The 26,098-nt window shown below is 67.3% G+C and carries 26 protein-coding genes; 11 read left to right on the top strand and 15 right to left on the bottom strand.

Annotation, left to right across the window (positions count from 1 at the left end; translation table 11 throughout):
• Positions 1-108: 108 nt before the first annotated feature.
• Complete coding sequence (locus tag AC1Z3W_RS35410; RefSeq protein WP_057924535.1) at positions 109-1,413, top strand: solute carrier family 23 protein; 1,305 nt, start codon at positions 109-111, stop codon at positions 1,411-1,413.
• 39 nt (positions 1,414-1,452) lie between these two features.
• On the opposite strand, the gene AC1Z3W_RS35405 is transcribed toward AC1Z3W_RS35410, so the two are convergent.
• Positions 1,453-2,337, bottom strand: coding sequence for a transcriptional regulator GcvA (locus tag AC1Z3W_RS35405; protein ID WP_483509444.1), 885 nt, complete (start codon positions 2,335-2,337; stop codon positions 1,453-1,455).
• 96 nt (positions 2,338-2,433) lie between these two features.
• Between AC1Z3W_RS35405 and AC1Z3W_RS35400 the strand changes: the two genes are divergently transcribed.
• From AC1Z3W_RS35400 to gor, 6 genes are all read left to right on the top strand, one after another.
• On the top strand, positions 2,434-3,048 hold the full coding sequence (locus AC1Z3W_RS35400) for a chromate transporter (RefSeq protein ID WP_124833798.1): 615 nt from the start codon (positions 2,434-2,436) through the stop codon (positions 3,046-3,048).
• On the top strand, positions 3,045-3,572 hold the full coding sequence (locus AC1Z3W_RS35395) for a chromate transporter (protein WP_483509443.1): 528 nt from the start codon (positions 3,045-3,047) through the stop codon (positions 3,570-3,572). The genes AC1Z3W_RS35400 and AC1Z3W_RS35395 overlap by 4 nt, the downstream gene beginning before the upstream one ends.
• A gap of 58 nt (positions 3,573-3,630) precedes the next feature.
• A complete protein-coding gene (locus AC1Z3W_RS35390) occupies positions 3,631-4,386 on the top strand; it encodes a YoaK family protein (RefSeq protein WP_483509442.1) in 756 nt (251 codons plus the stop codon).
• Between the two features lie 257 nt (positions 4,387-4,643).
• The gene (locus tag AC1Z3W_RS35385) at positions 4,644-5,765 is read left to right on the top strand and encodes a porin (RefSeq protein ID WP_057924530.1); all 1,122 of its coding nucleotides are present in this window, start codon (positions 4,644-4,646) and stop codon (positions 5,763-5,765) included.
• Positions 5,766-6,144: 379 nt separating this feature from the next.
• Positions 6,145-6,369 carry a hypothetical protein gene (locus AC1Z3W_RS35380; protein WP_057924529.1) on the top strand — a complete coding sequence of 75 codons (225 nt, stop codon included), beginning with the start codon at positions 6,145-6,147 and terminating at the stop codon, positions 6,367-6,369.
• A 248-nt stretch (positions 6,370-6,617) separates the two neighbouring features.
• Positions 6,618-7,973, top strand: a complete 1,356-nt coding sequence (gor, locus tag AC1Z3W_RS35375; protein WP_057924528.1) for a glutathione-disulfide reductase — start codon at positions 6,618-6,620, stop codon at positions 7,971-7,973.
• An 85-nt stretch (positions 7,974-8,058) separates the two neighbouring features.
• Here gor and AC1Z3W_RS35370 read toward each other — a convergent pair whose 3' ends face one another.
• The 11 genes from AC1Z3W_RS35370 to AC1Z3W_RS35320 form a co-directional block, all read right to left on the bottom strand.
• Positions 8,059-9,360: an NAD(P)/FAD-dependent oxidoreductase gene (locus AC1Z3W_RS35370; RefSeq protein ID WP_124833801.1), complete on the bottom strand. Its 1,302-nt coding sequence runs from the start codon at positions 9,358-9,360 to the stop codon at positions 8,059-8,061.
• 25 nt (positions 9,361-9,385) lie between these two features.
• A complete protein-coding gene (locus AC1Z3W_RS35365; RefSeq protein ID WP_483509441.1) occupies positions 9,386-10,690 on the bottom strand; it encodes an NAD(P)/FAD-dependent oxidoreductase in 1,305 nt (434 codons plus the stop codon).
• A gap of 112 nt (positions 10,691-10,802) precedes the next feature.
• The gene (locus AC1Z3W_RS35360; RefSeq protein WP_124833803.1) at positions 10,803-12,380 is read right to left on the bottom strand and encodes a DUF3138 family protein; all 1,578 of its coding nucleotides are present in this window, start codon (positions 12,378-12,380) and stop codon (positions 10,803-10,805) included.
• Positions 12,381-12,482: 102 nt separating this feature from the next.
• On the bottom strand, positions 12,483-13,322 hold the full coding sequence (locus tag AC1Z3W_RS35355; protein ID WP_057924524.1) for an ABC transporter permease subunit: 840 nt from the start codon (positions 13,320-13,322) through the stop codon (positions 12,483-12,485).
• Positions 13,319-14,305 (bottom strand): ABC transporter permease subunit, encoded by a 987-nt coding sequence (locus AC1Z3W_RS35350; RefSeq protein WP_057924816.1) that lies wholly within the window; start codon positions 14,303-14,305, stop codon positions 13,319-13,321. Before AC1Z3W_RS35350 ends, AC1Z3W_RS35355 begins: the two co-directional genes overlap by 4 nt.
• Positions 14,306-14,315: 10 nt before the next feature.
• Positions 14,316-15,470 carry an ABC transporter ATP-binding protein gene (locus AC1Z3W_RS35345; protein WP_124833804.1) on the bottom strand — a complete coding sequence of 385 codons (1,155 nt, stop codon included), beginning with the start codon at positions 15,468-15,470 and terminating at the stop codon, positions 14,316-14,318.
• Positions 15,471-15,660: 190 nt separating this feature from the next.
• On the bottom strand, positions 15,661-16,779 hold the full coding sequence (locus tag AC1Z3W_RS35340; RefSeq protein ID WP_057924522.1) for a polyamine ABC transporter substrate-binding protein: 1,119 nt from the start codon (positions 16,777-16,779) through the stop codon (positions 15,661-15,663).
• 62 nt (positions 16,780-16,841) lie between these two features.
• On the bottom strand, positions 16,842-18,269 hold the full coding sequence (locus AC1Z3W_RS35335; RefSeq protein WP_483509440.1) for an aspartate aminotransferase family protein: 1,428 nt from the start codon (positions 18,267-18,269) through the stop codon (positions 16,842-16,844).
• Between the two features lie 38 nt (positions 18,270-18,307).
• Positions 18,308-19,645, bottom strand: a complete 1,338-nt coding sequence (locus AC1Z3W_RS35330; protein ID WP_057924815.1) for a glutamine synthetase family protein — start codon at positions 19,643-19,645, stop codon at positions 18,308-18,310.
• A gap of 29 nt (positions 19,646-19,674) precedes the next feature.
• On the bottom strand, positions 19,675-20,460 hold the full coding sequence (locus tag AC1Z3W_RS35325; RefSeq protein WP_057924521.1) for a gamma-glutamyl-gamma-aminobutyrate hydrolase family protein: 786 nt from the start codon (positions 20,458-20,460) through the stop codon (positions 19,675-19,677).
• A 284-nt stretch (positions 20,461-20,744) separates the two neighbouring features.
• Positions 20,745-20,927, bottom strand: a complete 183-nt coding sequence (locus AC1Z3W_RS35320; protein ID WP_006402789.1) for a hypothetical protein — start codon at positions 20,925-20,927, stop codon at positions 20,745-20,747.
• Between the two features lie 459 nt (positions 20,928-21,386).
• Here AC1Z3W_RS35320 and AC1Z3W_RS35315 point away from each other — a divergent pair, with 459 nt between their 5' ends.
• Positions 21,387-21,938 carry a cupin domain-containing protein gene (locus AC1Z3W_RS35315; RefSeq protein WP_124835843.1) on the top strand — a complete coding sequence of 184 codons (552 nt, stop codon included), beginning with the start codon at positions 21,387-21,389 and terminating at the stop codon, positions 21,936-21,938.
• Positions 21,939-22,027: 89 nt separating this feature from the next.
• Entirely contained in the window at positions 22,028-23,518 is a 1,491-nt protein-coding gene (locus AC1Z3W_RS35310) for an aldehyde dehydrogenase (RefSeq protein WP_124835842.1), read from the top strand.
• A gap of 49 nt (positions 23,519-23,567) precedes the next feature.
• Here the strand turns inward: AC1Z3W_RS35310 and AC1Z3W_RS35305 are convergent, their stop codons facing one another.
• Positions 23,568-23,768 (bottom strand): heavy-metal-associated domain-containing protein, encoded by a 201-nt coding sequence (locus tag AC1Z3W_RS35305; protein ID WP_006754615.1) that lies wholly within the window; start codon positions 23,766-23,768, stop codon positions 23,568-23,570.
• 328 nt (positions 23,769-24,096) lie between these two features.
• Between AC1Z3W_RS35305 and AC1Z3W_RS35300 the strand changes: the two genes are divergently transcribed.
• Both AC1Z3W_RS35300 and AC1Z3W_RS35295 read left to right on the top strand, forming a co-directional pair.
• Positions 24,097-24,429, top strand: coding sequence for a cupredoxin domain-containing protein (locus tag AC1Z3W_RS35300; RefSeq protein ID WP_057924519.1), 333 nt, complete (start codon positions 24,097-24,099; stop codon positions 24,427-24,429).
• Between the two features lie 12 nt (positions 24,430-24,441).
• Positions 24,442-25,278, top strand: a complete 837-nt coding sequence (locus AC1Z3W_RS35295) for an FTR1 family iron permease (protein ID WP_057924518.1) — start codon at positions 24,442-24,444, stop codon at positions 25,276-25,278.
• Positions 25,279-25,364: 86 nt separating this feature from the next.
• Here the strand turns inward: AC1Z3W_RS35295 and AC1Z3W_RS35290 are convergent, their stop codons facing one another.
• Positions 25,365-25,583 carry a hypothetical protein gene (locus AC1Z3W_RS35290; RefSeq protein WP_124835841.1) on the bottom strand — a complete coding sequence of 73 codons (219 nt, stop codon included), beginning with the start codon at positions 25,581-25,583 and terminating at the stop codon, positions 25,365-25,367.
• Positions 25,583-26,053, bottom strand: a complete 471-nt coding sequence (locus tag AC1Z3W_RS35285; RefSeq protein ID WP_124835840.1) for a hypothetical protein — start codon at positions 26,051-26,053, stop codon at positions 25,583-25,585. Before AC1Z3W_RS35285 ends, AC1Z3W_RS35290 begins: the two co-directional genes overlap by 1 nt.
• Between the last annotated feature and the right edge of the window lie 45 nt (positions 26,054-26,098).

Below are 26,098 nucleotides of genomic sequence, written 5' to 3'. Positions count from 1 at the left end.
CGCCCCGGCGGTTCGCGCTTGCCAGCCCCATTTCCGCTCCGTAAACTCGCGCCAGATTCCAGACCGGCGCACCGTCCGCAGCCGGCGTTCGACAGGAGCCCTTTTCCCATGTCCGATTCCTACTTCCCGCGCTGGCGGGTGCAATCGACCGGCGCGTCGCGCGTGGTCGGCCCCGACGAACGCCTCGCGTGGCCGCAGATGGTCGCGATGGGCGTGCAGCACGTCGTCGCGATGTTCGGCTCGACCGTGCTCGCGCCGCTGCTGATGGGCTTCGACCCGAACCTGTGCATCTTCATGTCGGGCATCGGCACGCTGCTGTTCTTCGTGCTGGTCGGCGGCCGCGTGCCGAGCTACCTCGGCTCGAGCTTCGCGTTCATCGGCCTCGTGATCGCGGTGACGGGCTACGGCGGCAGCGGCCCGAACCCGAACATCCCGGTCGCGCTCGGCGGGATCATCGCGTGCGGCGTCGTGTACGTCGCGCTCGGCGCGCTGGTGCAGGCGATCGGCACGCGCTGGATCGAGACGCTGATGCCGCCCGTCGTCACCGGCGCGGTGGTCGCGGTGATCGGGCTGAACCTTGCGCCGATCGCGGTCAAGGGCGTGTCGGCATCGACCTTCGACTCGGTGATGGCGCTCGTCACGGTGCTGTGCGTCGGCGGCGTCGCGGTGTTCGCGCGTGGGATGATGCAGCGCCTGCTGATCCTCGTCGGGCTCCTGATTGCCTATGCGATCTACGCGATCGCGACCAACGGGATGGGTCTCGGCAAGCCGATCGATTTCGCGATCGTCGCGCATGCCGCGTGGTTCGGGGTGCCGAGCTTCCGCGCGCCGGTCTTCGATCCGCACGCGATGCTGATGCTCGCGCCGATCGCGGTGATCCTGGTCGCGGAGAACCTCGGCCACATCAAGGCCGTCAGCGCGATGACGGGGACCAATCTCGACCGCTACGTCGGTCGCGCGTTCATCGGCGACGGGCTCGCGACGATCGTGTCGGGCAGCGTCGGCGGCACGGGCGTGACCACCTACGCGGAGAACATCGGCGTGATGGCCGTCACGCGGATCTATTCGACGCTGGTGTTCGCGATCGCCGCGCTGATCGCGATCGGGCTCGGCTTCTCGCCGAAGTTCGGCGCGGTGATCCAGACGATTCCGGGCCCGGTGCTCGGCGGGGTGTCGATCGTCGTGTTCGGGCTGATCGCGGTGACGGGCGCGCGGATCTGGGTCGTCAACAAGGTCGACTTCTCCGACAACCGCAACCTGATCGTCGCGGCGGTCACACTGGTGCTCGGTGCCGGCGACTTCTCGCTGAAGTTCGGCGGCTTCGGGCTCGGCGGGATCGGCACCGCGACGTTCGGCGCGATCATCCTGTACGCGCTCCTGCGCAAGGAGAAGGAACCGGGCCCGGTGGTGTGAGCGGGAGCGGGCGGTGCAATGCCGCCCGCCGGTGCGGACCTACGCGCCGGTATTCGACTGCGCCTGCAGCCACGCGCAGAACTGCGCGACGAGCGGATCGTCGGCCGGCGCGCGCGGCGCGATCCACCAGTAGCTGCGCGTCGCGATGCGCGGCCCGTCGAGCGGCATCACCAGGCGCCCGCTCGCAAGCTCGTCGTCGATCAGCGGCAGCGGGCCGAGCGCGACGCCCAGCCCGTCGACGGCCGCCTGCAGCGCCAGGTAGAAGTGGTCGAACGACTGCCGCTTGCGCCCCTTCATCGCCATGCCGGCCGCCGCGAACCAGTCGCGCCAGCCTTCCGGCCGCGTATCCGAATGCAGCAGCACGTGCCGTGCGAGATCGTCCGCGCGGGTGATCGGCGCGCGCTTGAGCAGCGCGGGGCTGCAGACCGGAATCACGCTTTCGTCGAGGAAGTGGCCGCTCGTGCAGTTCGGCCAGTGGCCGGGGCCGCGGCGGATCGCGACGTCGAAGCCGTCGAGCGCGTCGAGCGGCGCGTTCGACGTGGACAGCTTCAGCTCGACGTTCGGCACGTCGCGCTGGAACCGCGACAGGCGCGGCAGCAGCCATTTCATCGCGAAGGTCGGCAGCGCATTGATGCGCAGCACACGTGCGGCACCGGTGTTGCGCAGCTGCTCGGTGGCGAGCGCGATGCTGTCGAACGCGGCGCGCACGGTGTCCAGGTAGCGGCGGCCTTCGTCGGTGAGCTTCACGCGCTTGCCGTAGCGGTGGAACACCGGCTTGCCGAGCCACGCCTCGAAGCCGGCGATCTGCCGGCTGATGGCACCGTGAGTCACATGCAGCTCGTCGCCGGCGGCGCTGAAGCTTTCATGTCGTGCCGCTGCTTCAAAGGCCCGAAGCGCGGAAAAAGGTGGGAGGTCGCGTGCCATGCTTGTGATTTTAGATCACAAGGACGCGCCGATAAAATCGTTTTGCCGGCATCCCGAACGGCGGTAACCTCGGGGCACCGTTTGATGAGGAGCCCCATGCAATCCGTTTCTCCGCCGCCTGCCGCGTCTCCGCGCCGGATCGGCCTCGCCGAGCTGTTCACCGGCTTCCTGTCGCTCGGCCTGATGTCGTTCGGCGGCGCGCTGCCGTTCGCGCGGCGCACGATCGTCGACGAGCGCAAATGGCTGTCCGCCGACGAATTCACCGATCTGCTCGGCCTGTGCCAGTTCCTGCCGGGCGGCAACGTGATCAACCTGTCGGTTGCCGTCGGCATGCGCTTTCGCGGCGTCGCGGGCGCGTTCGCCGGCATTCTCGGGCTGATCGCGGGCCCCACCCTCGTGGTCGTCGCGCTCGGCGTGCTGTATGCGAAGACGCAGGGCGATCCGCGCGTGCAGCACCTGTTCGGCGGGCTCGCCGCCGCGGCCGCGGGCCTGCTCGTCGCGATGGCCGTGAAGGTCGCGAAGCCGCTGCTGCAGGCGCCGCGCACCGCGGCCGGCATCGCGGCGCTCGCGTTCGTCGCGATCGCGGTGCTGCGCATTCCGCTCCTGACCACGATGCTGGTGCTGACGCCCGTGAGCATCTGGTTCGCGTCGCGGCGCCGCGAGACGCCGGCATCGCAGCGCACCGCCGCACGCGACGGAGGCCGGTCATGAACGACACGCTGATCGCGATCGCGACGATCTTCAGCCAGCTGTCGCTGCTCGCGTTCGGCGGCGGCAACACGATCCTGCCGGAGATGCAGCGGCAGGTGGTCGACGTGCTTCACTGGATGAGCGCGCACGAGTTCACCGCGTTGTTCGCGCTCGCGCAGGCGGCGCCGGGACCGAACATGATGATCGTGTCGCTGGTCGGCTGGCATGTGGCCGGCTGGTCCGGGCTGCTGGTCGCGTCGATCGCGAAGTTCGGGCCGTCGTCGGTCGTCACGGTGCTCGCGCTGCATGCGTGGGAGCGCTTTCGCGACCGGCCGTGGCGCCGCTACGTGCAGCAGGGGCTGATGCCGGTTACGGCCGGGCTCGTCGCGGCCAGCGCGGTGCTGATCTCGGAAGCGTCGAACCGTTCGGCAATCCAGTGGGGCATCACGGCCGCCTGCGCGGCGCTCGCGTGGCGCACGCGCATCCATCCGCTGTGGCTGCTCGCGGCCGGTGCGGTTATCGGGCTCACCGGCATCGGTCAGTGAGCGGCGCACGACCGGCCTCCCGTGCGCGATACTGGCGCGACTCTTCACGGGAGGCTTGATGGATCTCGACGGCGCCAGCCGCAACCTCGCCGTCGCCGCGCTGCTCACGCTGTCCGGCGGCTACCTCGACGCGTACACCTATGTTGGCCACGGTCACGTGTTCGCGAACACGATGACCGGCAACGTCGCGCTGCTCGGCATCAACCTGTCGGCCGGTGAATGGGCGGCCGCGCTGCATCACGTGCCGCCGCTCGGCGGCTTCGTGGTTGCGGTGTTCGTCGCGCATCTGCTCGGCCTCGCCGCGCAGCGTGGCTGGATGCGCCACACCGCGTTCGCGAGCCTGATCGTCGAGATCGCGTTTCTCGGCATTGCCGCGAGCGGGCTCGTCGGCGCGTCGAGCGCGTGGCTGATTCCCGGCATCTCGTTCGTCGCGACGCTGCAGACGCTGTCATTCACCCATCTCGAGGAACTGTCGTACACGTCGGTGATGACGACCGGCAACCTGTGGCGTGCCGCGCAGAAGCTGTTCGTCGGCCTGATTCCGCGCTACGACGCGGGTGCGCTGCACGACTCGGCGCTGCTCGCGACGATCAGCTTCTGCTTCCTGGCCGGCGCGGTGGTCGGCGGCCTCGTCACGCGGCTCGTGCCGGACGTCGCGCTGTGGGGCGCGGTGCTGCTGCTCGTCGGTGCGTTCGCGGAAATCGTGCGGCGGGCGTGGCGGCGCGCGGGCGGGGGAAGCGACAGCAGGGGGGGCGCGGGCGGCGCGGGCAGCAATGGCAGCACTCCTGACGGCGGGAAGCCGCGGCCGACCTGACGCGCGCCGATCCTTACAGCACCGACCCGTTTTCCGCCGTCGCCGCGCCCCGCATCCGCAGCGCGAGAGGCAAGCCCGGCGCGGGAAACGTTGTTGCCGGGCGACAATCGCGCCTTACCACGCGTTTCAATTTCTTTCAGCACGCGCACTCGTCTTATGATTCAGCCCACATCGCGCGCGCCATGAGCGTGCTCGATCGCCACCCGGCTGCGCACGCGGCCGGCCATGAATGGAGACACCCACAAAAAGGAAAGCTCATGAAGCAGACCACCCGACTCGCAGCCATCGCAGGGGGCGCGGCCCTGGCCTTCGCCAGCCAGTACGCAGCCGCACAAAGCTCGGTCACGCTCTGGGGCGTCGCCGACGCCAGCATCCGGTACCTGACCAACGCAAACGCCAAGAACGACGGCCTGCTGTCGATGACCAACGGCGCGATCACCAACAGCCGCTTCGGCATCTACGGCACGGAAGACCTCGGCGGCGGTCTGAAGGCCGTGTTCAACCTCGAGAGCGGCGTGAACCTGCAGAACGGCGCGTTCGCCGACAGCGGCCGCCTGTTCAACCGCGCGGCGTACGTCGGCCTGCAGAGCCCGTACGGCACGGTGACCCTCGGCCGCCAGAAGACCCCGCTGTTCGACCTGCTGTCGGACACCTACGATCCGCTGACGGTCGGCAACTACCTCGAAAACGCGTGGCTGCCGGTCGCGCTGGGCGGCGGCCTGTATGCGGACAACCAGATCAAGTACACGGGGAAGTTCGCGGGCCTGACCGCGAAGGCGATGTACTCGACGGGCACGAACTACGAATCGACCGGCGCGGGTGGCTTCTCGGGCCAGATCCCGGGCTCGCTCGGCAAGGGCAATGCCTGGGGCGTGTCGCTGTCGTACGTGATGGGGCCGCTGAGCATCGCGGCCGGCGCGCAGCAGAACAGCGACAACTCCGCACGCAAGCAGACGATCTACCACGCGAACGTCGTGTATGCGTTCAGCAAGGCGAAGGTCTACGCGGGCTACCTGCGCTCGAAGGACGACACCGGTTTCGTCGACAGCCTGCTCGCGCAGCAGTCGATCCCGGTCGCGAAGGGCACGGGCCGGATCGACGACGGTCCGTTCGCGGGCGTGAGCTGGCAGGTCAGCACGCCGCTGACGCTGACGGGCGCGTTCTACTACGACCACATGCGCAACGCGATGACCGCGAACGGCACGCTCGCGAGCGGCAACCGCTACGCGATTGTCGGCATCGCCGAATACGCGCTGAGCAAGCGCACGGAAGTCTACGGCACCGTCGACTTCAACAAGACGAACGGCGCGGCGAACGTCGAGCTGCCGGGCCGCAGCAACCAGACCGGCATCGCGATCGGCCTGCGCAATATCTTCTGACGAAAATCGGAACGCATGTGCCGGCTCCGGCTCCGGCTCGGCGCGCATCGAAGAGGCTCCCGCGGGAGCCTCTTTTTTTCGTCACGCGAGCTTCAAGCGCGCGAACGACCATTCAGCGATCACTCCATCGGAAACGGCCTGTCCGTAAGCGTTCCGTCGGCAATCCGGAACATACTTTGACAGTGCGCGCGAGGCGTTTCCGCTACGCTGCGTGGATGATCCGCAGTGTGCCGCAGCACGCGCGCGGGCGTCGTTCCGGCGCGCGTTTTGCGTGCGACCGGCCTGGTGCGTAACTTGTGTATCCGGTGATGACAAACACGGTCTGCCGGTTTTTTTTCGTGGGACGATGCGCTCACGATTTTCTTGAAAGGGGATGACAATGGGTATCCTGAACACCGTGGGTGAAATCGCTGGCGCCGTGGCGGCAGTCGAGGCAGCGGAGAAGGTCGATCCGGATGCGGGCCTGCTGACCAAGGCGGCGGCGGCCATCGCCGGCTTCAAGGGCGCCGAAGCGATCGAAGGCATGCTCGAGAAGAAGGAAGAGCAGCCCCCGCAGGCAGACGATACGCAGGCGACGGACGGCAGCGACACGTCGCAGGCCTGAGCATGGCGCTGGTTCCGCCGCGGGTGCGCCGTTCGCGTGCCCGGGCGGACCGGTGCCGCGCGGCCGGCAGGCCGGGCATGTGGTCGATCGGTGACGCATGGCACACCCGGCAGCCGGTTTGACCGGCGAGAGGCGACGTCTCTCGCCGTTTTTTATGAGCGCGCGCTGCGGCGCCACGCTCCGCACGAATTCCGGAATCTTGCTATCGTGCCGTCATCCGAACTGCTGAACAACGATGAGGGCTTGCGATGGATTTCGACTACGATCTGTTCGTCATCGGGGCCGGCTCCGGCGGCGTGAGGCTCGCCCGGATGTCGGCGTCATACGGCGCACGCGTCGGGATAGCGGAAGAGGAGCAGATCGGCGGCACCTGTGTGCTGCGCGGCTGCATCCCGAAGAAGCTGCTCGTCTACGCATCGCACTATCCGCACGAGCTCGAGGACGCGAAGGGCTTCGGCTGGACCTTCGGCGCCGGCACGCTCGATTGGCCGGCGCTGATCGCCGCGAAGGATCGCGAGATCAACCGGCTCAGCGACATCTATATCAACCTGCTGCGGCAATCCGGCGTCGAGATGCACGCGGGGCGCGCGACGCTCGTCGACGCGCATACGGTCGCCGTCGGCGATCGCACGATCCGCGCGCGCCACATCGCGATCGCGACCGGCTCGCGCCCGTCGCTGCCGCCGCGGCCGGGCATCGAACACGTGATCACGTCGCGCGAGGCGCTGTCGCTCGCGAAGCGGCCCGAGCGCATCGCGGTGGTCGGCGGCGGCTATATCGCGGTCGAGTTCGCGGGCATCTTCAACGGCTTCGGCAGCCATGTCGATCTCTTCTATCGCGGCGAGAAGATCCTGCGCGGTTTCGACGACGACGTGCGGCAATTCCTGACCGACGAGATGACCAAGCAGGGCGTCGCGATCCATTCGCGCGGGGTGGTCGAGTCGATCGCGCGCGCGGACGACGGCACGCTCTCCGTGCGTGTCGGCGATGCACAGCACGGGCCGTACGACGCGGTGCTCTATGCGACGGGCCGCGTGCCGAACGTCGAAGGGCTCGGGCTCGAACGCGCGGGCGTGCTGCTCGACGCGCGCGGCGCGATCGCGGTCGATGCGTATTCGGCGACGTCGGTCGAATCGATCCATGCGATCGGCGACGTGACGTCGCGGCCGCAGCTCACGCCGGTCGCGACGCGCGACGGCGCGCTGCTCGCGGCGACGCTGTTCGGCGGGCGCCGCGTCGCGACCGATCACGAATGGGTGCCGTCGGCCGTGTTCAGCCAGCCCGAGGTCGCGACGGTCGGGCTCACCGAGGCGCATGCGCGCGGCGTGTACGGCGAGCTCGACATCTACCGCACGTCGTTCAAGGCGCTGCGCCACACGCTGTCGGGCCGCGACGAACGCACGCTGATGAAGCTCGTGGTCGCGCGCGACAGCCAGCGCGTGGTCGGCGCGCACATGGTCGGCCGCGACGCGGGCGAGATCATCCAGGGCATCGCGATCGCGATTCGCGCGGGCGCGACGAAGGCGCAGTTCGACGACACGATCGGCATTCACCCGACCGCGGCCGAGGAGTTCGTGACGATGCGGCAAAAGGTGGTCGAGTAGCGGGAACCGTGCCGTCGCACCGGGTAAAAGGGAGACGGCCGCGCGCGAGCGCGGCCGTTTCGCATGGGGCGGCCGTGCCGCCTGCTCAATGCACGCCGAACGCGTCGAGCAGCCGGTACCAGCTCATCGCGAGCACCAGCGCAGGCGTGCGCAGCGTCGCGCCGCCGGGGAAGTCGCGATGCCGGACCTTGTCGAACAGGTCGAAGCGGCTCGCCTGGCCGTCGATCGCCTCGGCGATCAGCTTGCCCGCGAGCGCGGTCGTGTTCACGCCATGCCCCGAGAAACCCTGCGCGAAATACATTGTCGGCGCGACGCGCCCGAAATGCGGCGCGCGGTTCATCGTGATGTCGACGAAGCCGCCCCATGCGTAGTCGACCTTCACGTCCGCGAGCTGCGGGAACGTCTTCAGCATGTCCGCGCGCATCGCGTCGGCGAGATTGCGCGGCGGCCGCGTCGAATAGCTGACCTTGCCGCCCCACACGAGCCGCGTGTCGGGCGCCGGCCGGAAATAGTCGAGCACGAAGCGGCTGTCGCAGACGGCCGCGCGCGCGGGCATCAGCGCGGCGGCGCGCGCTTCGCCGAGCGGCTCGGTCGCGATCACGTAGGTGCCGACCGGCATGATTTTCTTCGACAGCGCAGGCGCGAGCGTGCCGACATACGTGTTGCACGCGAGCACGACGAAGCGCGCGCGCACCTGCCCCTGGTCCGTTTCGACGACATGACCGCCCGTGACGTCGCGCACGCGCGTGACGCAACTGTCCTCGTGGATCCGCACGCCGGCATCGGTCGCCGCGCGCGCGAGCCCGAGCGTGTAGTTCAGCGGATGCAGGTGGCCGCTGTCGGGGTCGTACAGGCCGCCGCGATAGCGCGCCGACTGTACGTAGTCGCCGAGCGCGTCCGCTTCGACGAAATGCAGGCGCTCGTAGCCGAAGCGCTTCGCAGCCTCGTCGCGCCAGCGCTTCAGCGCATCCGCGTCGCGCTCGGTGTTCGCGGCGGTCAGGTAGCCGGGCACGAGCGCGCAGTCGATGTCGTGCTTCGCGATGCGCGATTTCACGAGCGACAGCGTTTCGAGCCCCATGTCCCAGATCCGCTTCACGTCGCCTTCCGGCATGAAGTTGCCGAACGTATCGATGTCGCACGCGAAGCCGCCGATCAGCTGGCCACCGTTGCGCCCGCTTGCCGCCCATCCGACCCGCGACGCCTCGAGCACGGTCACCGAATGGCCGCGCTCGGCGAGGTTGAGCGCGGCGGACAAGCCGGTGAGGCCCGCGCCGATCACGCACACGTCGGCGGTGGTCGCGCCGGCGAGCGGCGCATGGCGGGTCGTATCGTTGGCGCTCGCCGCGTAGTACGACGCGGCGTGCGGCTGGTTGGCGAATGTCTGCATGATAAGGATCGCGAAGGAAGTGGGCTCAGAACAGCTCGCGCACGCGGTGGTACAGCATCCCGAGTTCGAGCGCAGGCTGCCGCCACGCGTCGCCGCCGGGAAAGCGCCGGTGGCGCAGCCGCGCGAACAGGTCGAACGCGCCCATGTCGCCCGCGATCGCGCTGGCGATCGTGCGTCCGGCGATCCCGGTCAGCGCGACGCCGTGTCCGCTGAAGCCCTGGACGTAGAAGAAGTTCGGATCGCGCGCGCCGAAGTCGGGCGCGCGATTGCGCGTGACGTCGACGAAGCCGCCCCATGCGTGCTCGACGCGCACGTCGGCGAGCTGCGGAAACACGCCGACCATGCGCTGCCGGATCGTTTCGGCGAGCGTGTCGGGCGACGCGCCCGCGGAGTTCGCGCGGCCGCCGAACAGCATCCGGTGGTCGGCCGACAGCCGGAAGTAGTCGAGGAAGAAGTTGTTGTCGCACACGGCTTCGCGCTGCGCGATCAGCGCATCGGCACGTGCGCGGCCGAGCGGTTCGGTCGCGATGATGGTCGACGCGATCGGCGCGATGCGCGCGGCGGTGGCGGCCGGCAGTATGCCGCCGGGGCCGGCGTTGCAGCACGACACGACGAAGCGGCAGCGCACTTCGCCCGACGGCGTGCGCACGACCGGCCGGGCGCCGCGCACGACGTCGAGCGCGGGCGTATGCGCATGGAGCGCGACACCTTCGCGGCGCGCGGCGTCGGCGAGGCCGAGGCAGTACTTGAGCGGATGCAGGTGGCCCGACAGCGGATCGTAGACGCCCGCCAGATAGCGGGACGACGCGATGCGTGCACGGATCGCGCCGGTGTCGAGCCACGACAGCGACGGATGGCCCCAGCGCGAACGCGCGGCCTCCATCCATGCGCGCAGGTCGTCGATGCGGCGCGGCTTCGTCGCGACCGTCAGGTAGCCGCGCGTGAAGTCGCAGTCGATCCCGTAGCGCGCGATCCGCTCGGCGATCAGCGCGACGCCGTCGAGCGACAGCGACCACGCGGCGCGTGCGCCGGCGGCGCCGAGCTGTTGCTCGATCGCCTCGTCCTTCGCGAAGCCCGTGATCGCCTGGCCGCCGTTGCGGCCCGATGCGCCCCAGCCGGGCCGGTGCGCGTCGATCACCGCGACCGACAGCCCGCGCGCACGGCAGTCGAGCGCCGTCGACAGGCCCGCGAAGCCCGCGCCGATCACGCACACGTCGACGTCGATCGCATCCTCCAGCACGGGGTCATCGGCTGCCGGCCGCGTGGCGGTCGCTTCGTAGTACGAGTCGCGCGCGAGCGCATCGGCACGGCGGGTGAAAGACTGCGTCATCAAACCGGCTCCCTCGAAGATGGCCGGCGCCGGTGCGCGATGCACCGCGAGCCGGCCGGGTGAAACGGCGCGGGACGCCATGCTTGCGGCACGGCATTCCGCGCGGCCTGCATCAGAACGAATAGATGAACTGCGTTGCGAGCAGGTCGTTGGACTTGCCGTACGAACCGTCGTTGCGCAGGAACACCTTGTTGTTCGCCCAGTCGTGCCGGTATTCGACCTTCACGGTGATCTGCTGGGTCGGATAGAACAGCAGGTCGAGCGCGACGTCCTGGCGGATCGCCCCCTTGCAGTCGAAGCCCAGGCCGCCGTTCGCCTTCGACGTCGCGAGGCAGTCCGCATCGACGCCGAAGCCGTTGTACGGATCCATCCCGTTGCCGTTCAGCGCGATGCCGCCACCGCCGCCGCCGTTCTTGCTGTTGACGAGCGCATCGTAGCGCAGCGTCACGCCCATGCGGCCGACCACCGGCGCGTTGAACTTGCGGTGCGCGAGCAGCGACAGGCCGTACCACTGCGCGAGCCCGCCGTTGTACGCCGCATGCTGCTGCTGGCCGTAGTCGAGTTCCGCGTTGTACTGGATGTCCGCGAGCGTGTAGGTCGCATCGGCTTCCGCGAAGAAGAACGTGCCGTATGCGTTCGGCGCGGCGCCGCCCACACCGTACGACACGTTGCCGGTCGTCGGGTCGATCGCGCTCGGCAGCGTCTGGCGGCCGATGTTGAACGACCCGCCGATGTCGAGCGCGCTCGACCACGTATAGTCCACGCGGCCGGTGAAGGTCGGCACCTTGTTGCTGGTCGTGATCGGATCGCCGAGCGCGTTGGTGCCCGTCTGCGTGACCGAGCCGTACGTGCGGTACTGCTCGTTGCCGAGGAAGAACTTCCACGCCCAGTTACCCTTCGTGTAGTTCGCGCCCGCACCGACGTAGCTGCCTGGATCGGAGAAGTCGTACAGCAGGTTGTGCGTGAGCGTGAGCATCTGGTTCGACTGCTGCACCTCGTAGCCGCCGAAGCTCGGGATCAGGCCGGCGACGAGCGTCGTCGTCGCGCTGATCGGTACGTTGACGACCGCGGTGTTCAGCAGGTTGTCGGTGATCGAGCCGCGCGAGTTCTGCAGCAGCGTGATGCCGTTGCCGCGGTTCGGCATCAGCGTGATCTCGGCCGACGGCGCCATCGGGCCGACGCCGAAGGTCTTCTTGATGTCGAGGTAGAGGTCGCCGAACGTGCTGTTGAAGTAGTTGTACGCGTTCTCGTGGTTCGCGAACAGGAACGACGACGTGCCGGCCGCGCGGTTATAGATGTAGGTCGGGTCGATGTAGCCCGTGACCGACAGGCCGGCGAGCGGCCCGGTGTTGGCCGCGTCGGTCAGCGAGTCGACCTTCAGCTGCTGGTTCGCGATCTGCTGCTTCATGTCGCTGACTTCGTCGTTGGTCAGCGCGGCCTGGGCACGGCCGTAGTCCGGCGAGGACGGATCGGCGGCCACGATCACCGGTTTGCCGCCGGCCGTCGTGCCGGCCTGCGCGACCGGGGCGCCGCCGGGCTTCGCGGCGAGCTGCGCCTGCATCGCCTTCATCTGCTTCTGCAGCGCGGCAACCTGCGCCTGCAGTGCCTTGATTTCGGCGGAGGTCGAGCCGGCCAGCGCGATGCCCGGCAACGCGCCGGCCACCAGCAGGCAGATCAGTTTCTTCTTCATTGCGGATTCTCCTAGTCGTGCGCTTGTCAATGTGCGTTTCGGTTGGCGCGCCGCATCGCGCGGCGCGCCGGTCTTGTTATCGAGGGATGGGGAAGCGGGGCTTCATGCCGCCGCGAACGCGGCCTTCATGTCGGCCACCCGACGCCGTTCGCGCGCGATCATCATCTGGTTCACGACGATCACGCCGATCGTCACCGCCGTGATGAACAGTGTCGCCAACGCGTTCATCTCCGGGTTCAGCCCGAGCCGCACGCGCGAGAACACCACCAGCGGCAGCGTCGTCGAGCCCGGCCCCGACAGGAACGCCGACAGCACCAGGTCGTCGATCGACAGCGTGAACGACAGCAGCCACCCCGACAGCAGCGCCTGCGAGATCAGCGGCAGCGTCACGACGAAGAACACCTTCAGCGGCGTTGCGCCCAGATCCAGCGCCGCTTCCTCCAGCGACTTGTTCATCTCCTTCACGCGCGACTGCACGATGATCGCCACGTACGACACGCACAGCATCACGTGACCGATCCAGATCGTCACCATCCCGCGCCCCTTCGGCCAGCCGAACATCTGCTCCAGCGCGACGAACAGCAGCAGCAGCGAGATCCCCTGGATCACTTCCGGAATCACCAGCGGCGCGTTGATCATCCCCGTGTACAGCGTGAAGCCCTTGAAGCGGCCGAAGCGCGCGAGCACGAAGCCCGCCCACGTGCCGATCACGACCGACGCGGTGGCCGTCAAGAGGCCGATCTTCAGCGACAGCCACGCGGCGGTGAGCAGCTCGTCGTCTTCCAGAAGCGCCGCGTACCACTTCAGCGAGAAGCCCGACCACACCGTCACCAGCTTCGACTCGTTGAACGAGTACACGACCAGGCTGATGATCGGGATGTACAGGAACAGGAAGCCGAAGGCGAGAACGCCCGTCGACAGCGGTTTGCTCGGCTTGATCATTTCGCTTCCTCCAGTTCCTTGACCTGGTAGTACTGGAACAGCGCCATCGGCACCAGCAACAGCAGCACCATCGCGACCGTCACCGCGGACGCCATCGGCCAGTCCATGTTGTTGAAGAACTCATCCCACATCACGCGCCCGATCATCAGCGTGTCGGCGCCGCCGAGCAGCTCCGGAATCACGTACTCGCCGACCGCCGGGATGAACACCAGCAGGCTGCCGGCGATGATCCCGTTCTTCGACAGCGGCAGCGTGATGCGCGTGAACGCGACCCACGGCTTCGCACCGAGGTCGTATGCGGCCTCGAGCAGCGTGAGGTCCATCTTCACGAGGTGCGCGTAGAGCGGCATCACCATGAACGGCAGGTACGAATAGACCATCCCGATGTAGACGCCCGCGTCGCTGTGATAAAGGCGCAGCGGCGTGTGGATGATGCCCAGCGCGATCAGCGCGTGGTTCAGCAGGCCGTCGTCCTTCAGGATGCCGATCCATGCGTACACGCGGATCAGGAACGACGTCCAGAACGGCAGCATCACGGCCATCATCAGCACGTTGCGTCGCGCCGGCTCCGAGCGCGCGATGTAGTACGCCATCGGGTAGCCGATCAGCAAGCACAGCACCGTCGACACGGCGGCCATCTTCAGCGAGCTGAGGTAGGTCGCGATGTACAGGTCGTCCTGCAGCAGGAACGCGTAGTGCGATAGCTGCAGCGCGAAGTGCACGACGCCGTCCTTGAACTCGACGAGCGACGTGTACGGCGGGATCCCCATCACCTGGTCGGCGAAGCTGATCTTGAACACCAGCACGAACGGCAGCGCGAAGAAGATCGTCAGCCACAGGAACGGCACGCCGATCGCGACGCTGCGGCCCGACGGCAGGAAGCGCGACAGCGCGGCGAAGCGGCTGCGGCGGGCGCGGCCGGCGCCGGCGCTTGCGGTGCCCGTCGACACCGGGGCGGACGAAGTGGAAGCGGAGGTTCTCATCATGTCGCCCTCACTGCGTCAGCACGACGCCGCTGGCCGGCGACCACGACACGAACACGTCGTCGTTCCACGACGGCGCACCGTCGTGCATCAGGTGCGAGCTCGACAGGTTCGACACCACCGTCTTGCCGCTCGGCAGACGCACGTGATACAGCGAGTAGCTGCCCATGTAGGCAATGTCGGTCACGACGCCGCGCGCCCAGTTGTGATGCGAACCGGGTTTCTCGCGCGATACCTGCACGCGCTCGGGCCGCACCGAGATGCCGACCGGCATCCCGAGCGGGCCGGTCACGCCGTGGCTCACGTACATGCGCGCTTCGAGGTCGTCGCTCTCGACGAAGATGTGGTCGGGCTCGTCCTCGACCACGCGTCCTTCGAACAGGTTCGTCGACCCGATGAACTCGGCCGAGAAGCGGCTGTTCGGGTATTCGTACACTTCGCCCGGCGTGCCGATCTGCACGATCTTGCCTTCGCTCATCACCGCGAGGCGGCTCGCCATCGTCATCGCCTCTTCCTGGTCGTGCGTGACCATCACGCAGGTCACGTCGACCTTCTCGATGATGTTCACCAGTTCGAGCTGGGTCTTCTGGCGGATCTTCTTGTCGAGTGCGGACATTGGCTCGTCGAGCAGCAGCAGCTTCGGGCGCTTGACGAGCGAGCGGGCGAGCGCGACGCGCTGCTGCTGGCCGCCGGACAATTGGTGCGGCTTGCGCTTCGCGTACTTGCTCATCTGCACGAGCGCGAGCGCGTCGGCCACGCGTTCCTTGATCTCGCTCTTCGGCGTGCCTTCCTGCTTCAGCCCGAACGCGACGTTCGACTCGACCGACATGTGCGGGAACAGCGCGTACGACTGGAACATCATGTTCACCGGGCGGCGGTACGGCGGCAGCGACGCGAGGTCTTCTCCGTCGACGAAGATCTTGCCGGAGGTGGCCGTCTCGAGCCCCGCGAGCATGCGCAGGAGCGTGGACTTGCCGCAGCCCGAGCTGCCGAGCAGCGCGAACAGCTCGTTTTTCGCGATCGTCAGGTTCACGTTGTCGACGGCCGTGCTGTCGCCGAACTTCTTCACGACGTTTTCGATGCGCACGAACGCGTCGTTCTTCGAACGGGCCACGGCGGCCGGTTGGGTATGGCGTGCGGCAGCGGAAGAGGGTATCGATTGCATGGGAGTCACCATTCGTTCTTCACGGATTGCAGGCGTGAGCGTTCCCGCGCGAGGCGCGCAACGCGACTCGCGGACAACGGCTCGTGCCGGATGGAACAGGGCGCGCGGTGCGCGCGGGCGGACGGAATGTCCGCGGATCCCGGGCGGGCAGGCGTTCAGCCGATGCCTGCGCCGCCGCGAGGGTTCGCGATCAGTGGCCCGTCTTCAGCTGCGCCCACAGACGGTTCTCGAGGCGCAGGATGTCGGCCGGCATCGGCTTCATCAGCACCATCTTCTTCAGCACGTCCTCAGGCGGGTAGACGGTCGGGTCCTGCGCGACGGCCGGCGTGACGAACGGGTGCGCGGCCTTGTTCGCGGTCGGGTAGAACACCGTGTTGGTGATCGCCGCGTTGACCTTCGGATCGGACACGTAGTTGATCCACTTCAGCGCGGCCTCGGGGTGCGGTGCGTCCTTCGGGATCACCATCACGTCGAACCACAGCAGGCCGCCTTCCTTCGGGTTCGCGAACTTGATGTCGTACGAACGCTTCGCTTCCGCCGAGCGGCGGTGCGCGATGCCGATGTCGCCCGACCAGCCGAGCGCGACGCACACGTCGTTGTTCGCGAGGTCGTTGATGTAGCCGGACGAGTTGAACTGGGTGATGTACGGACGGACTTTCTTCAGGACTTCGAATGCAGCCTGGTAGTCGCCGGGGTTGGTGCTGTTCGGATTCTTGCCCATGTACTGCAACGTGGCCGCGAACACGTCAACGGCCTGGTCGAGGAACGACACGCCGCAGCCCTTCAGCTTTTCCATGTTGGCCGGGTCGAACACGAGTGCCCAGCTGTCGACCGGCGCCTTGTCGCCGAGCGCCTTCTTCACCGCCTGCGCGTTGTAGCCGATGCCGTCCGTGCCGTAGGCCCAGGGAACGCCGTACTGGTTGCCCGGATCGGCGTCCGAGATCATCTTCATCAGCAGCGGATCGAGGTTCGCGAGGTTCGGAATCTTCGACTTGTCGAGCTTCTGGTACACGCCGGCCTGGATCTGCTTGGCCATGTAGTTCGACGTCGGCACGACGATGTCGTAGCCCGAGCTGCCGGCAAGCAGCTTCGCCTGAAGCGTGTCGTCGCTGTCGTAGTTGTCGTACTTGACGTGGATGCCCGTCTGTTTCTGGAAGTTCGGGATCGTGTCGGGTGCGATGTAGTCGGACCAGTTGTAGACGTTCAACTCGTCGGCGGCATGCGCCGACGGGCTGGCGACCGACGTGAACGCGGCCGCGGCGGCAAGGGCCGCGACGGAACAGGCTTGGCGAAGAACGCTGGAACGCATGGTGGAATTCCCCTGGATGATGGTGGCGTGCGGCGCCCGCCGCACGCCTGTAGGCAAAGCCGTTACGAAAGGCCCAGCTGCTGGGCGGTCGCATCGACGGCCTTCTTCGCCTTCGATACGAGTTCGTCGATTTCCTGACGCGAGATCACGAGCGGCGGCGACAGCAGCATCCGGTCGCCAGTCGCACGCATGACCAGGTTGCCGTTGAAGCAGAAGTCACGGCAGATCGTGCCGACGTCGCCGCCGTTCGCGAAGCGGCGGCGTTCGGCCGGCGCTTCGGCGAGCTGCAGGCTCGCGACCATCCCGTGACCGTGCACTTCGCCGACGATCGGATGACGCGCGAAGGTCTCGCGCATCAGCGCCTGGAAGTACGGGCCCGTGTCGGTCTTCACGCGCTCGACGATCCCTTCGTCGCGCAGCAGCTTCAGGTTCGCGACCGCGACGGCCGCGGCGACCGGGTGGCCCGAATACGTGAGGCCGTGATTGAATTCGCCGTGGTCGATGATCGGCCGCGCGATGCGCTCGTGAATGCCGACCGCGCCCATCGGTACGTAGCCCGACGTCAGGCCCTTGGCCATCGTGATCAGGTCCGGCTCGAAGCCGAAGTGCTGGTGCGCGAACCATTCGCCGGTGCGCCCGAACCCGCCGATCACTTCGTCGGCGACCAGCAGGATGTCGTACTTGCGGCAGATCCGCTGGATTTCCGGCCAATACGTCGACGGCGGGAAGATCACGCCGCCCGCGCCCTGGAACGGCTCGCCGATGAACGCGGCGACGTTCTCCGCGCCGAGCTCGAGGATCTTCGCTTCGAGCTGCTGCGCGCGGGCGAGGCCGAACGCCTCGGGCGTCTCGCCGGCTTGCGCTTCGCCGAAGAAATACGGCTGGTCGATGTGCACGATGTGCTCGACCTTCGACGGCATCTGCTCGTGCATGTAGCCCATCCCGCCGAGCGTGCCGCCCGCGATCGTCGAGCCGTGGTAGCCGTTCTTGCGCGAGATCACATACTTCTTCTGCGGCTTGCCCTGCACGCGCCAGTACTGGTGCACGAGACGCAGCACGGTGTCGTTGCCTTCCGAGCCGCTGTTGCAATAGAAGAAGTGGTTGAAGCCTTCGGGCGTGACTTCGGCGAGCATCGCCGACAGCTCGATCACCGGCGGGTGGGTGGTCTTGAAGAACGTGTTGTAGAACGGCAGTTCCTGGAGCTGGCGATACGCGGCGTCGGCGAGCTCCTTGCGGCCGTAGCCGACGTTCACGCACCAGAGGCCGGCCATCCCGTCGATGATCTTGTTGCCGTCCGAGTCCCACAGGTAGACGCCGTCGGCCTTCACGATCACGCGGCTGCCCGCGCAATTGAGCGCCCCCATGTCCGAGAACGGATGGATGTGGTGCGCGGCGTCGAGCGCGCGGTATTCGGCGGTCGAGCGTGCCTGTGTCGTGCGGGCCGCCGGTGCGGCGGGCTGGATCCACGCGGATTCGTTGCGGTAACTCATGTTTCCTCCGTATTTCCGTAATGCGTTGGCGCGCGCGCTTATACGTGCAGCAGCAGATGACGGCGTTCCCACGAGCTGATCACGCGGAAGAACGCTTCGTATTCGGTTTCCTTCAGCGCGAAATACGCCTTCAGGAACTTGTGGCCGAGAATCTCGCCGAGCGGCTCGCACGCGGCCATCAGCGTGAGCCCTTCCTCGAGGTTGCGCGGCAGTCCGTACGGCAGGTCGTAGCCGTCGCTGACGAGCGGCTCGGTCGGCTCGAGGCGCTGTGTCATGCCGAGATAGCCGGCCGCGAGCGTCGCCGCCAGCGCGAGGTAGGGGTTGCAGTCGACACCGGGGATCCGGTTCTCGATGCGGCGTGCGGCCGGGCCCGAGTGCGGGATGCGGAAGCCGACCGTGCGGTTGTCGTAGCCCCACTGCACGTTGATCGGCGCGGCCATGAAACGCGACAGCCGGCGGTACGAGTTGATGTACGGCGCGAAGATCGGCATCAGTGCCGGCGTGTACTTCTGCAGCCCGGCGAGATAGTTGTAGAACAGCGACGTCGCGCCGCCCGTCTCCGGCGACGTGAACAGGTTGCGGCCCGTTTCCTCGTCGACGATGCTCTGGTGCACGTGCATCGCGGAGCCCGGCTCGTTTTCCATCGGCTTGGCCATGAACGTCGCGTACATGTTGTGGCGCAACGCCGCCTCGCGCACCGTGCGCTTGAACAGGAAAACCTGGTCGGCGAGCGACAGCGCGTCGCCGTGCATGAAGTTGATCTCCATCTGCGCGGCGCCGACTTCGTGGATCAGCGTGTCGATGTCGAGGTTCTGCGATTCGCAGTACTCGTAGATGTCCTCGAACAGCGGATCGAATTCGTTGACGGCCTCGATCGAATACGACTGGCGGCCCGTCTCGGGGCGGCCCGTGCGGCCGACCGGCGGACGCAGCGGCAGGTCCGGGTCCTTGTTCATGTCGACCAGGTAGAACTCGAGCTCCGGCGCGACCACCGGCTTCCAGCCCTTCGCCTTGTAGAGATCGAGCACGCGGCGCAGCACGTAGCGCGGCGAGATCTCGACCGGCGAGCCGTCGAAATGCACGCAGTCGTGGATCACCTGCGCGGTCGGGTCGACGGCCCACGGGATCAGGCGAATGGTCGACGTGTCGGGCACGCACACCATGTCGGGATCGGTCACGCCGGTCAGCGTGCCGTCTTCCGGATATTCGCCGGTGACGGTCTGCACCATCACGGCCTGCGGCAGGCGCATCGATTCGCCGGACGTGAACTTGTTGCGCGGCGTGATCTTGCCGCGCGCGATGCCGGCCATGTCGGGGATGATCGCTTCGATCTCGGTGATCCGGTGCTGCTTCAGAAAGTCTTCGATGTCTTGCATGTCTGTTCTCGTTATGTGGGTCGGCGCGCTCAGGCGAGCGCGGCGGCGGCCGTGGCGCGCGTGCGGGCGTTGCGGCGCGCGCGGCATGCGTCGCCGAAGGCGCGGAAGATCGCGCTCGACAGCGGGTCATGCGCATGCCGCCATTCCGGATGCCATTGCACGGCGAGCGCGAAGGCCGGCGCATCGACGACGCTGACGGCCTCGATCAGGCCGTCCGGCGCGACGGCTTCGACGGCGAGGCCGGAACCGAGCTGCGCGATGCCCTGCTTGTGCAGCGAGTTCACGTGCACGTCGTCGCGGCCGCCGGCAAGCGTGTGCAGCACGCCGCCGGGCGTCAGGCGCACGACGTGCGCGGGGCCGTATTGCGTGTCCATCGGCGCATCGTCGTCCTCGCGGTGATCGGCGAGGCCCGGCACTTCGTGCACGCGCTGGTGCAGCGTGCCGCCGCAGACGACGTTCAGCTCCTGGAAGCCGCGGCACACGGCCAGCACGGGCACGCCCGCGACGATCGCCGCGCGCAGCAGCGGCAGCGTCGTCGCGTCGCGTGCGGGATCGTGCTTCGTACCCGGCGCGCTCGGCTCGCCGCCATACAGGTGCGGCTCGACGTTCGAGTAGCTGCCGGTAAACAGCAGGCCGTCGACCGTGTCGAGCACGTCGTCGACCGACTGGCGATCGCCGAGCGCGGGCAGCACCATCGCGAGCGCGTGCGCGCCGTCGACGATCGCCGCGACGTACTTGTCGCCGACCGTGTGCGACGCATGTGCGCCGATTTGCGTGAAGTCGGCGGTGATGCCGACGAGGGGTTTCCTTTCCATGACGTCAATCAGTTATCCATAGGGCTTGGCGTACGTTGCGCAGGAACGTGCAAAACGCAGGCACGACAGGGCCCCGCAGCCAGGCGCAGAGCGCCGGGGCCGCTGGTGAATGGGCACGACGGGGTCGCGTGGCGGCCCGCGCTGTGCGCGACGGTCAGGCCGTCGCTCGTTTCGTTGCGATGCGCGACGCGGCAATCGATGCGCGAACGCGTTCCGTCACCGCGCGGAAGACGCGGCTAACGAACAGGCAGCTGAAACGAACGACGAGAAAAGGAGGAGAGGCGCTATGGCAGCAGCGACGCGACTTCGTCGGTATCGACGGCCACGAATGCGCGTGCGGAAACGGCGTTGTGACGCCGAACGGAACGACGGGACAGGATGGTGTAGATCGACAGGTGCAGCAGGCGAGGACTATGCCAGCCGCAACTGCCATCGGAAGCGGGAGCGGCGCTGCGCAAACTTCGCACATCGCCTCGATCCCACCTCACCAGAGGGCCACGGACTCTCACGATTACACTCGACTGGTTTGTTGAAAGTATTGAACACCTGATCGTTTCGGCGCGCTGGGCGTTTAAAATAATCGAGGTGTCAGGTTTGCGTCATTTACATCGATCGGCATCAATTTTTGCGTTGCGATAACGTTTTTTGGTGCCGATGAATGGCCGATGACGCTGACCTGAGAGCCAGCATATACGAGCCAAAAACGGCGTCAAATGTTTTTTGACGGTCCCGTGTCAGGGCTTTCCCGCAGCACTGCGAACAAAAGATTCGTAAATGGAATGGCTCGCAGGGTGTTCATTATTTCGAACGCCTTTCAGGGTTTTCCCCGCTGATGCGCGGCATAAAGTGATTAGAATATTCAACGGCTGCCCCAACACGCCGCTTCACTTTTTCACCGCGCTACTATCGTGCCCGAAACCGAATCGATGTCCACCGAAGTCGCCGAGCGCCTGCGTTTCGTGCGCAACAAGCATGGCCTGTCGCAGCGCGAACTCGCGAAGCGGGCCGGCGTGACCAACGGCGCGATCTCGCTGATCGAACAGGGGCGCGTGAGCCCGTCGGTCGGCTCGCTGAAGAAACTGCTCGAATGCATCCCGATGAGTCTCGCGGAGTTCTTCACGTTCGAGCTGGTCGAATCGCGCTCGGTCGTGTCGCGCCGCGACGAGATGCCGAACCTCGGCAACGACGCGCTCGCGTTTCACCTGGTCGGCGCGGGCGTGAAGGATCGCAACATGTGCATCATGCGCGAGGTCTATCAGCCGCTCGCCGATACGGGCGCCGAGATGCTCGTGCACGTGGGGCACGAGGGTGGCGTGGTCGTGTCGGGCCGGCTCGAGCTGACCGTCGACGGCGCGACCTGGCTGCTCGACCCCGGAGACGGCTACTACTTCGAAAGCCGCTTGCCGCACCGTTTTCGCAATCCCAGCGCGGAACAGCTCTGCGAGGTCGTGTCGGCCAATTCGCCGGCGACCTTCTGACCCACCGCGCGTCACCGCATTCGCCGCCGGCAGTGTTGCCGTTGCGCGGCGTGCCGCAGCGCGAATGCCACAACCATTGAGGCATCCTGATGAACAAGTTGACTTTGGCTGAATGGCAGGACAAGGCGGCGTCGCTCGAGATCGAAGGGCGCGCATTCATCGACGGCGCGTCGCGTGACGCGCATGGCGGCAAGACGTTCGATTGCGTGAGCCCGATCGACGGCCGCGTGCTCGCGAAGGTGGCCGATTGCGGCGAAGCCGACGTGAACGCAGCAGTCGCGGCCGCCCGCCGCGCGTTCGACGCCGGCGTGTGGGCCGCACTGAACCCGCGCGCGCGCAAGGCCGTGCTGCTGCGCTGGGCCGCGCTGATGCGCGAGCATCTCGATGAGCTGTCGCTGCTCGAGACGCTCGACGCGGGCAAGCCGATCGGCGACACGACGACGGTCGACGTGCCGGGCGCCGCGTATTGCGTCGAGTGGTTCGCCGAAGCGATCGACAAGGTCGGCGGCGAAGTCGCGCCGGCCGATCATCATCTCGTCGGCCTCGTCACGCGCGAGCCGGTCGGCGTGGTGGCGGCCGTCGTGCCGTGGAATTTCCCGATCCTGATGGCCGCATGGAAGTTCGGCCCGGCGCTCGCGGCCGGCAACAGCGTCGTGCTGAAGCCGTCGGAGAAGTCGCCGCTGACCGCGATCCGCGTCGCGCAGCTGGCGATCGAGGCCGGCATCCCGGCCGGCGTGTTCAACGTCGTGCCGGGCGCGGGCGAGCCCGGCAAGCTGCTCGCGCTGCATCGCGACGTCGACTGCATCGCGTTCACGGGTTCCACCGCGGTCGGCAAGCTGATCATGCAGTACGCCGCGCAGTCGAACCTGAAGCGCGCGTGGCTCGAACTCGGCGGCAAGTCGCCGAACATCGTGCTGCCCGACTGCCCGGATCTCGACCGCGCCGCGCAGGCCGCGGCCGGCGCGATCTTCTACAACATGGGGGAGATGTGCACGGCCGGCTCGCGCCTGCTCGTGCATCGCGACATCAAGGATGCGTTCGTCGAGAAGCTGGTCGCGGCCGCGCGTGCGTACGTGCCGGGCAACCCGCTCGATCCGTCGGTATCGATGGGCGCGATCGTCGACGGGATCCAGCTCGAGCGCGTGCTCGGCTACATCGACGCCGGGCGCAAGGAGGGCACCCTCGTCACGGGCGGTGCACGCGTGAACGAGGAATCGGGCGGCTTCTACGTGGAGCCGACGGTGTTCGAGGTGAAGCCCGATGCGAAGATCGCGCGCGAGGAGATCTTCGGTCCCGTGCTGTCGGTGATCGTGTTCGACGAGGTCGACGAGGCGGTGAGGATCGCGAACGATACCGAGTACGGGCTCGCGGCGGCCGTGTGGACGTCGGATCTGGCGACTGCGCACGAGGTGTCGCGCCGGCTGCGGGCGGGCACGGTGTGGGTGAACTGCTACGACGAAGGCGGCGACATGAACTTCCCGTTCGGCGGCTACAAGCAGTCGGGCAACGGCCGCGACAAGTCGCTGCACGCGCTCGAGAAGTACACCGAGCTGAAGTCGACGCTGATCCGGCTGCGCTGACGCGGCCGGTGCACGGGCGCAGTGCCGGCGGGCGCTGCGCCTGCGTGCGTCAGGCCGAGCGCAGTGCGGGGTGGAAGCCCGCGGCTTCGATGATCGATTGCACGCGCTCGGCGCCTTGCGCCGATTCGACCTTGACCGTCTTCGCAGCCACGTCGATGTCGAGCTTCGCGGCGGGGTCGGCCGCCGTCACGGCACGGGTGATGGCGTTGGCGCAGCCGCCGCAGGTCATGTCCTGGACTTCGAATTCCATCGTGTTCTCCTCGGTTGATGATCGACGAATAGGTTCAGCATGAAGCTTGCCATGGTGGGAAGGTCAAGCGCGTTCGCCGCGAACCGTATCGCAGCCACTGCTTGTAAGACTGATGTCAGACGAATCGCGATTCGCCTGCGTGCGTCAGCCCGAACTTTTCCCGATTGACGTTCGCGCATTGTCGGCGAAATCTGGCAGAGCCTTGTGCGAGAAGGTATGCGTCGGATCGATGACGCACGATCTCCATGATCCGAGTAAGGGTACTTGGAGGTGAAAATGCGAATCGATCTTAGTATCGATTCCCCTCGATATTTCTTTAGCTACAAACATGACTCGTTTCGCCATTGGCTTCGCACTGGCCCTGTTGGGCGCATCCGCAACGTCCGCATTCGCTGCCGACGATGTCGTCAACCTGACCCTGAAGGACCACAAGTTTTCGCCCGATGGCGTGACGATCCCGGCCGGCAAGAAGGTGAAGTTCGTCGTGAAGAACCTCGATGCGACGCCCGCGGAATTCGAAAGCGACGACTTCAAGGCGGAGAAGGTCGTGCCGGCCGGCAAGTCGGTCGAGATTCTCGTCGGGCCGCTGAAGGCCGGCACCTACGAGTTCCACGACGAGTATCACGAAGCGCAGTCGAAAACGCACCTGAGCGTCAAGTAAGCGGAAACCACCATGTTGTCTACCGCCCTGATCGTCTTTCGTGAAGTGCTCGAGGCCGCACTGGTGGTCTCGATCGTGATGGCCGCCACGAAGGGCGTGCCGCGGCGCGGCTGGTGGGTCGGCGGCGGGCTCGTCGGCGGCGTGATCGGCGCCGGCCTGATCGCCGCGTTCGCCGACGTGATCTCGCAGTGGGCGTCCGGCATGGGACAGGAAGTCTTCAACGCGGGCGTGATGTTCGTCGCGACGCTGATGCTGGCGTGGCACTGCATCTGGATGAGCAGTCACGGCCGCGAGATGGCGCTGCACATGGGCAAGGTCGGGCGGGCCGTCGCGGCAGGCAGCCGGCCGCTGACGGGGCTCGCGATCGTGGTCGGCGTCGCGGTGTTGCGCGAAGGTTCCGAGGCCGTGCTGTTCCTGTACGGCATCGCGGCGGGGGATCCGGGTCAGACGCCGCAGATGATCGCAGGCGGCCTGCTCGGCGTGCTCGGCGGAGCCGGGCTCGGCTACGCGATGTATGCGGGCCTGCTGCAGATTCCGCTGAAGCGCCTGTTCTCCGTCACCAATGCGCTGATCGTGCTGCTCGCGGCGGGGATGGCGAGCCAGTGCGCCGGCTTCCTGCTCGCGGCGGGCCTCGTGCCGTCGTGGGGCGATACGGTCTGGGACACGTCGTGGCTGCTCAAGGAATCGAGCATCGTCGGCAAGGCGCTGCATACGCTGATTGGCTATACCGCGCGTCCGGCGGGAATCCAGATCGCCGCGTACGTCGTCACGCTGGTCGCGATCGTCGTGCTCACGCGGCTCGTCGGCCGGCCCCGGACGGCCGTGCCGCCGCCGCGTCCCGTCGCCTGAGCGGGCGGGGGCGAATGCAAAAAGGGGCGTCGTGGACGCCCCTTTTCTTTGCGTTGACGGTTCGCGCGCAGGCCGCGCGCGGCCGTTCAGCGATGGCTGTCGATCCACGCGCGGGCCCATTCGAGCCCTGCATCGCGTGCTTCGTCCTCGGTATCGAACACGCCGAGCACGCCCGACGCCTCGACGAGCCGGTTGTTCTGCGTGATCGTGCCGCTCGCCGCGAAGCGTTCGGGCTGCATGATCTCGTCCTGTTGCAGGATCGCATGGCCCCAGATCTGGTAGCCGTGATAGGTCTGTGCTTCCATTATCGCGTCACCTCCGCGGAACGGTTGGCCGTGCCGACGCGCAGCACGTTGCCGTCCGGCGTGTATTGCCTCGGGATATCGGAGAAGTTGAGCGCGTGCGGCGTGTCGGGCGCGGCCGGCTGCATCACCGTCAGCCGCCCCGGCGCGGGCTGCGCGACCGGGCGCGGTGCGACCGGCGCCTCGACCGTCGCGGCGGGCGCACGACGCGGCGCGGCTTTCACCGCTTGCGCGACGCGGCGCTTGTGCGGCTTGACCGCGGCCTTCGGTTGCACGCTCGCGCGCTTTTCCACGGCCTTGCTGCCGGCATGCGCGTCGGCACCCGTGCGCGCGGCCGGCGTACGGGCATCTGGCGTGCGTGCCGCCGGCAGCCGCGCCTCGGGCGGGTTCCAGACTTCGACGTAGTGCTCGGCCGCCCAACCCGTCGACGCGCAGGTCAGCGCCAGCAATCCGCATCCAAACAGTCTTACCATGGTCTCTCCGTCAGTCTCGTCGGCGCGCCGGACTGCGCTGCGCCG

The sequence above is a fragment of the Burkholderia sp. 10_S31 genome, from assembly GCF_056930375.1.
This window is presented reverse-complemented; position numbering and strand designations above follow the sequence as displayed.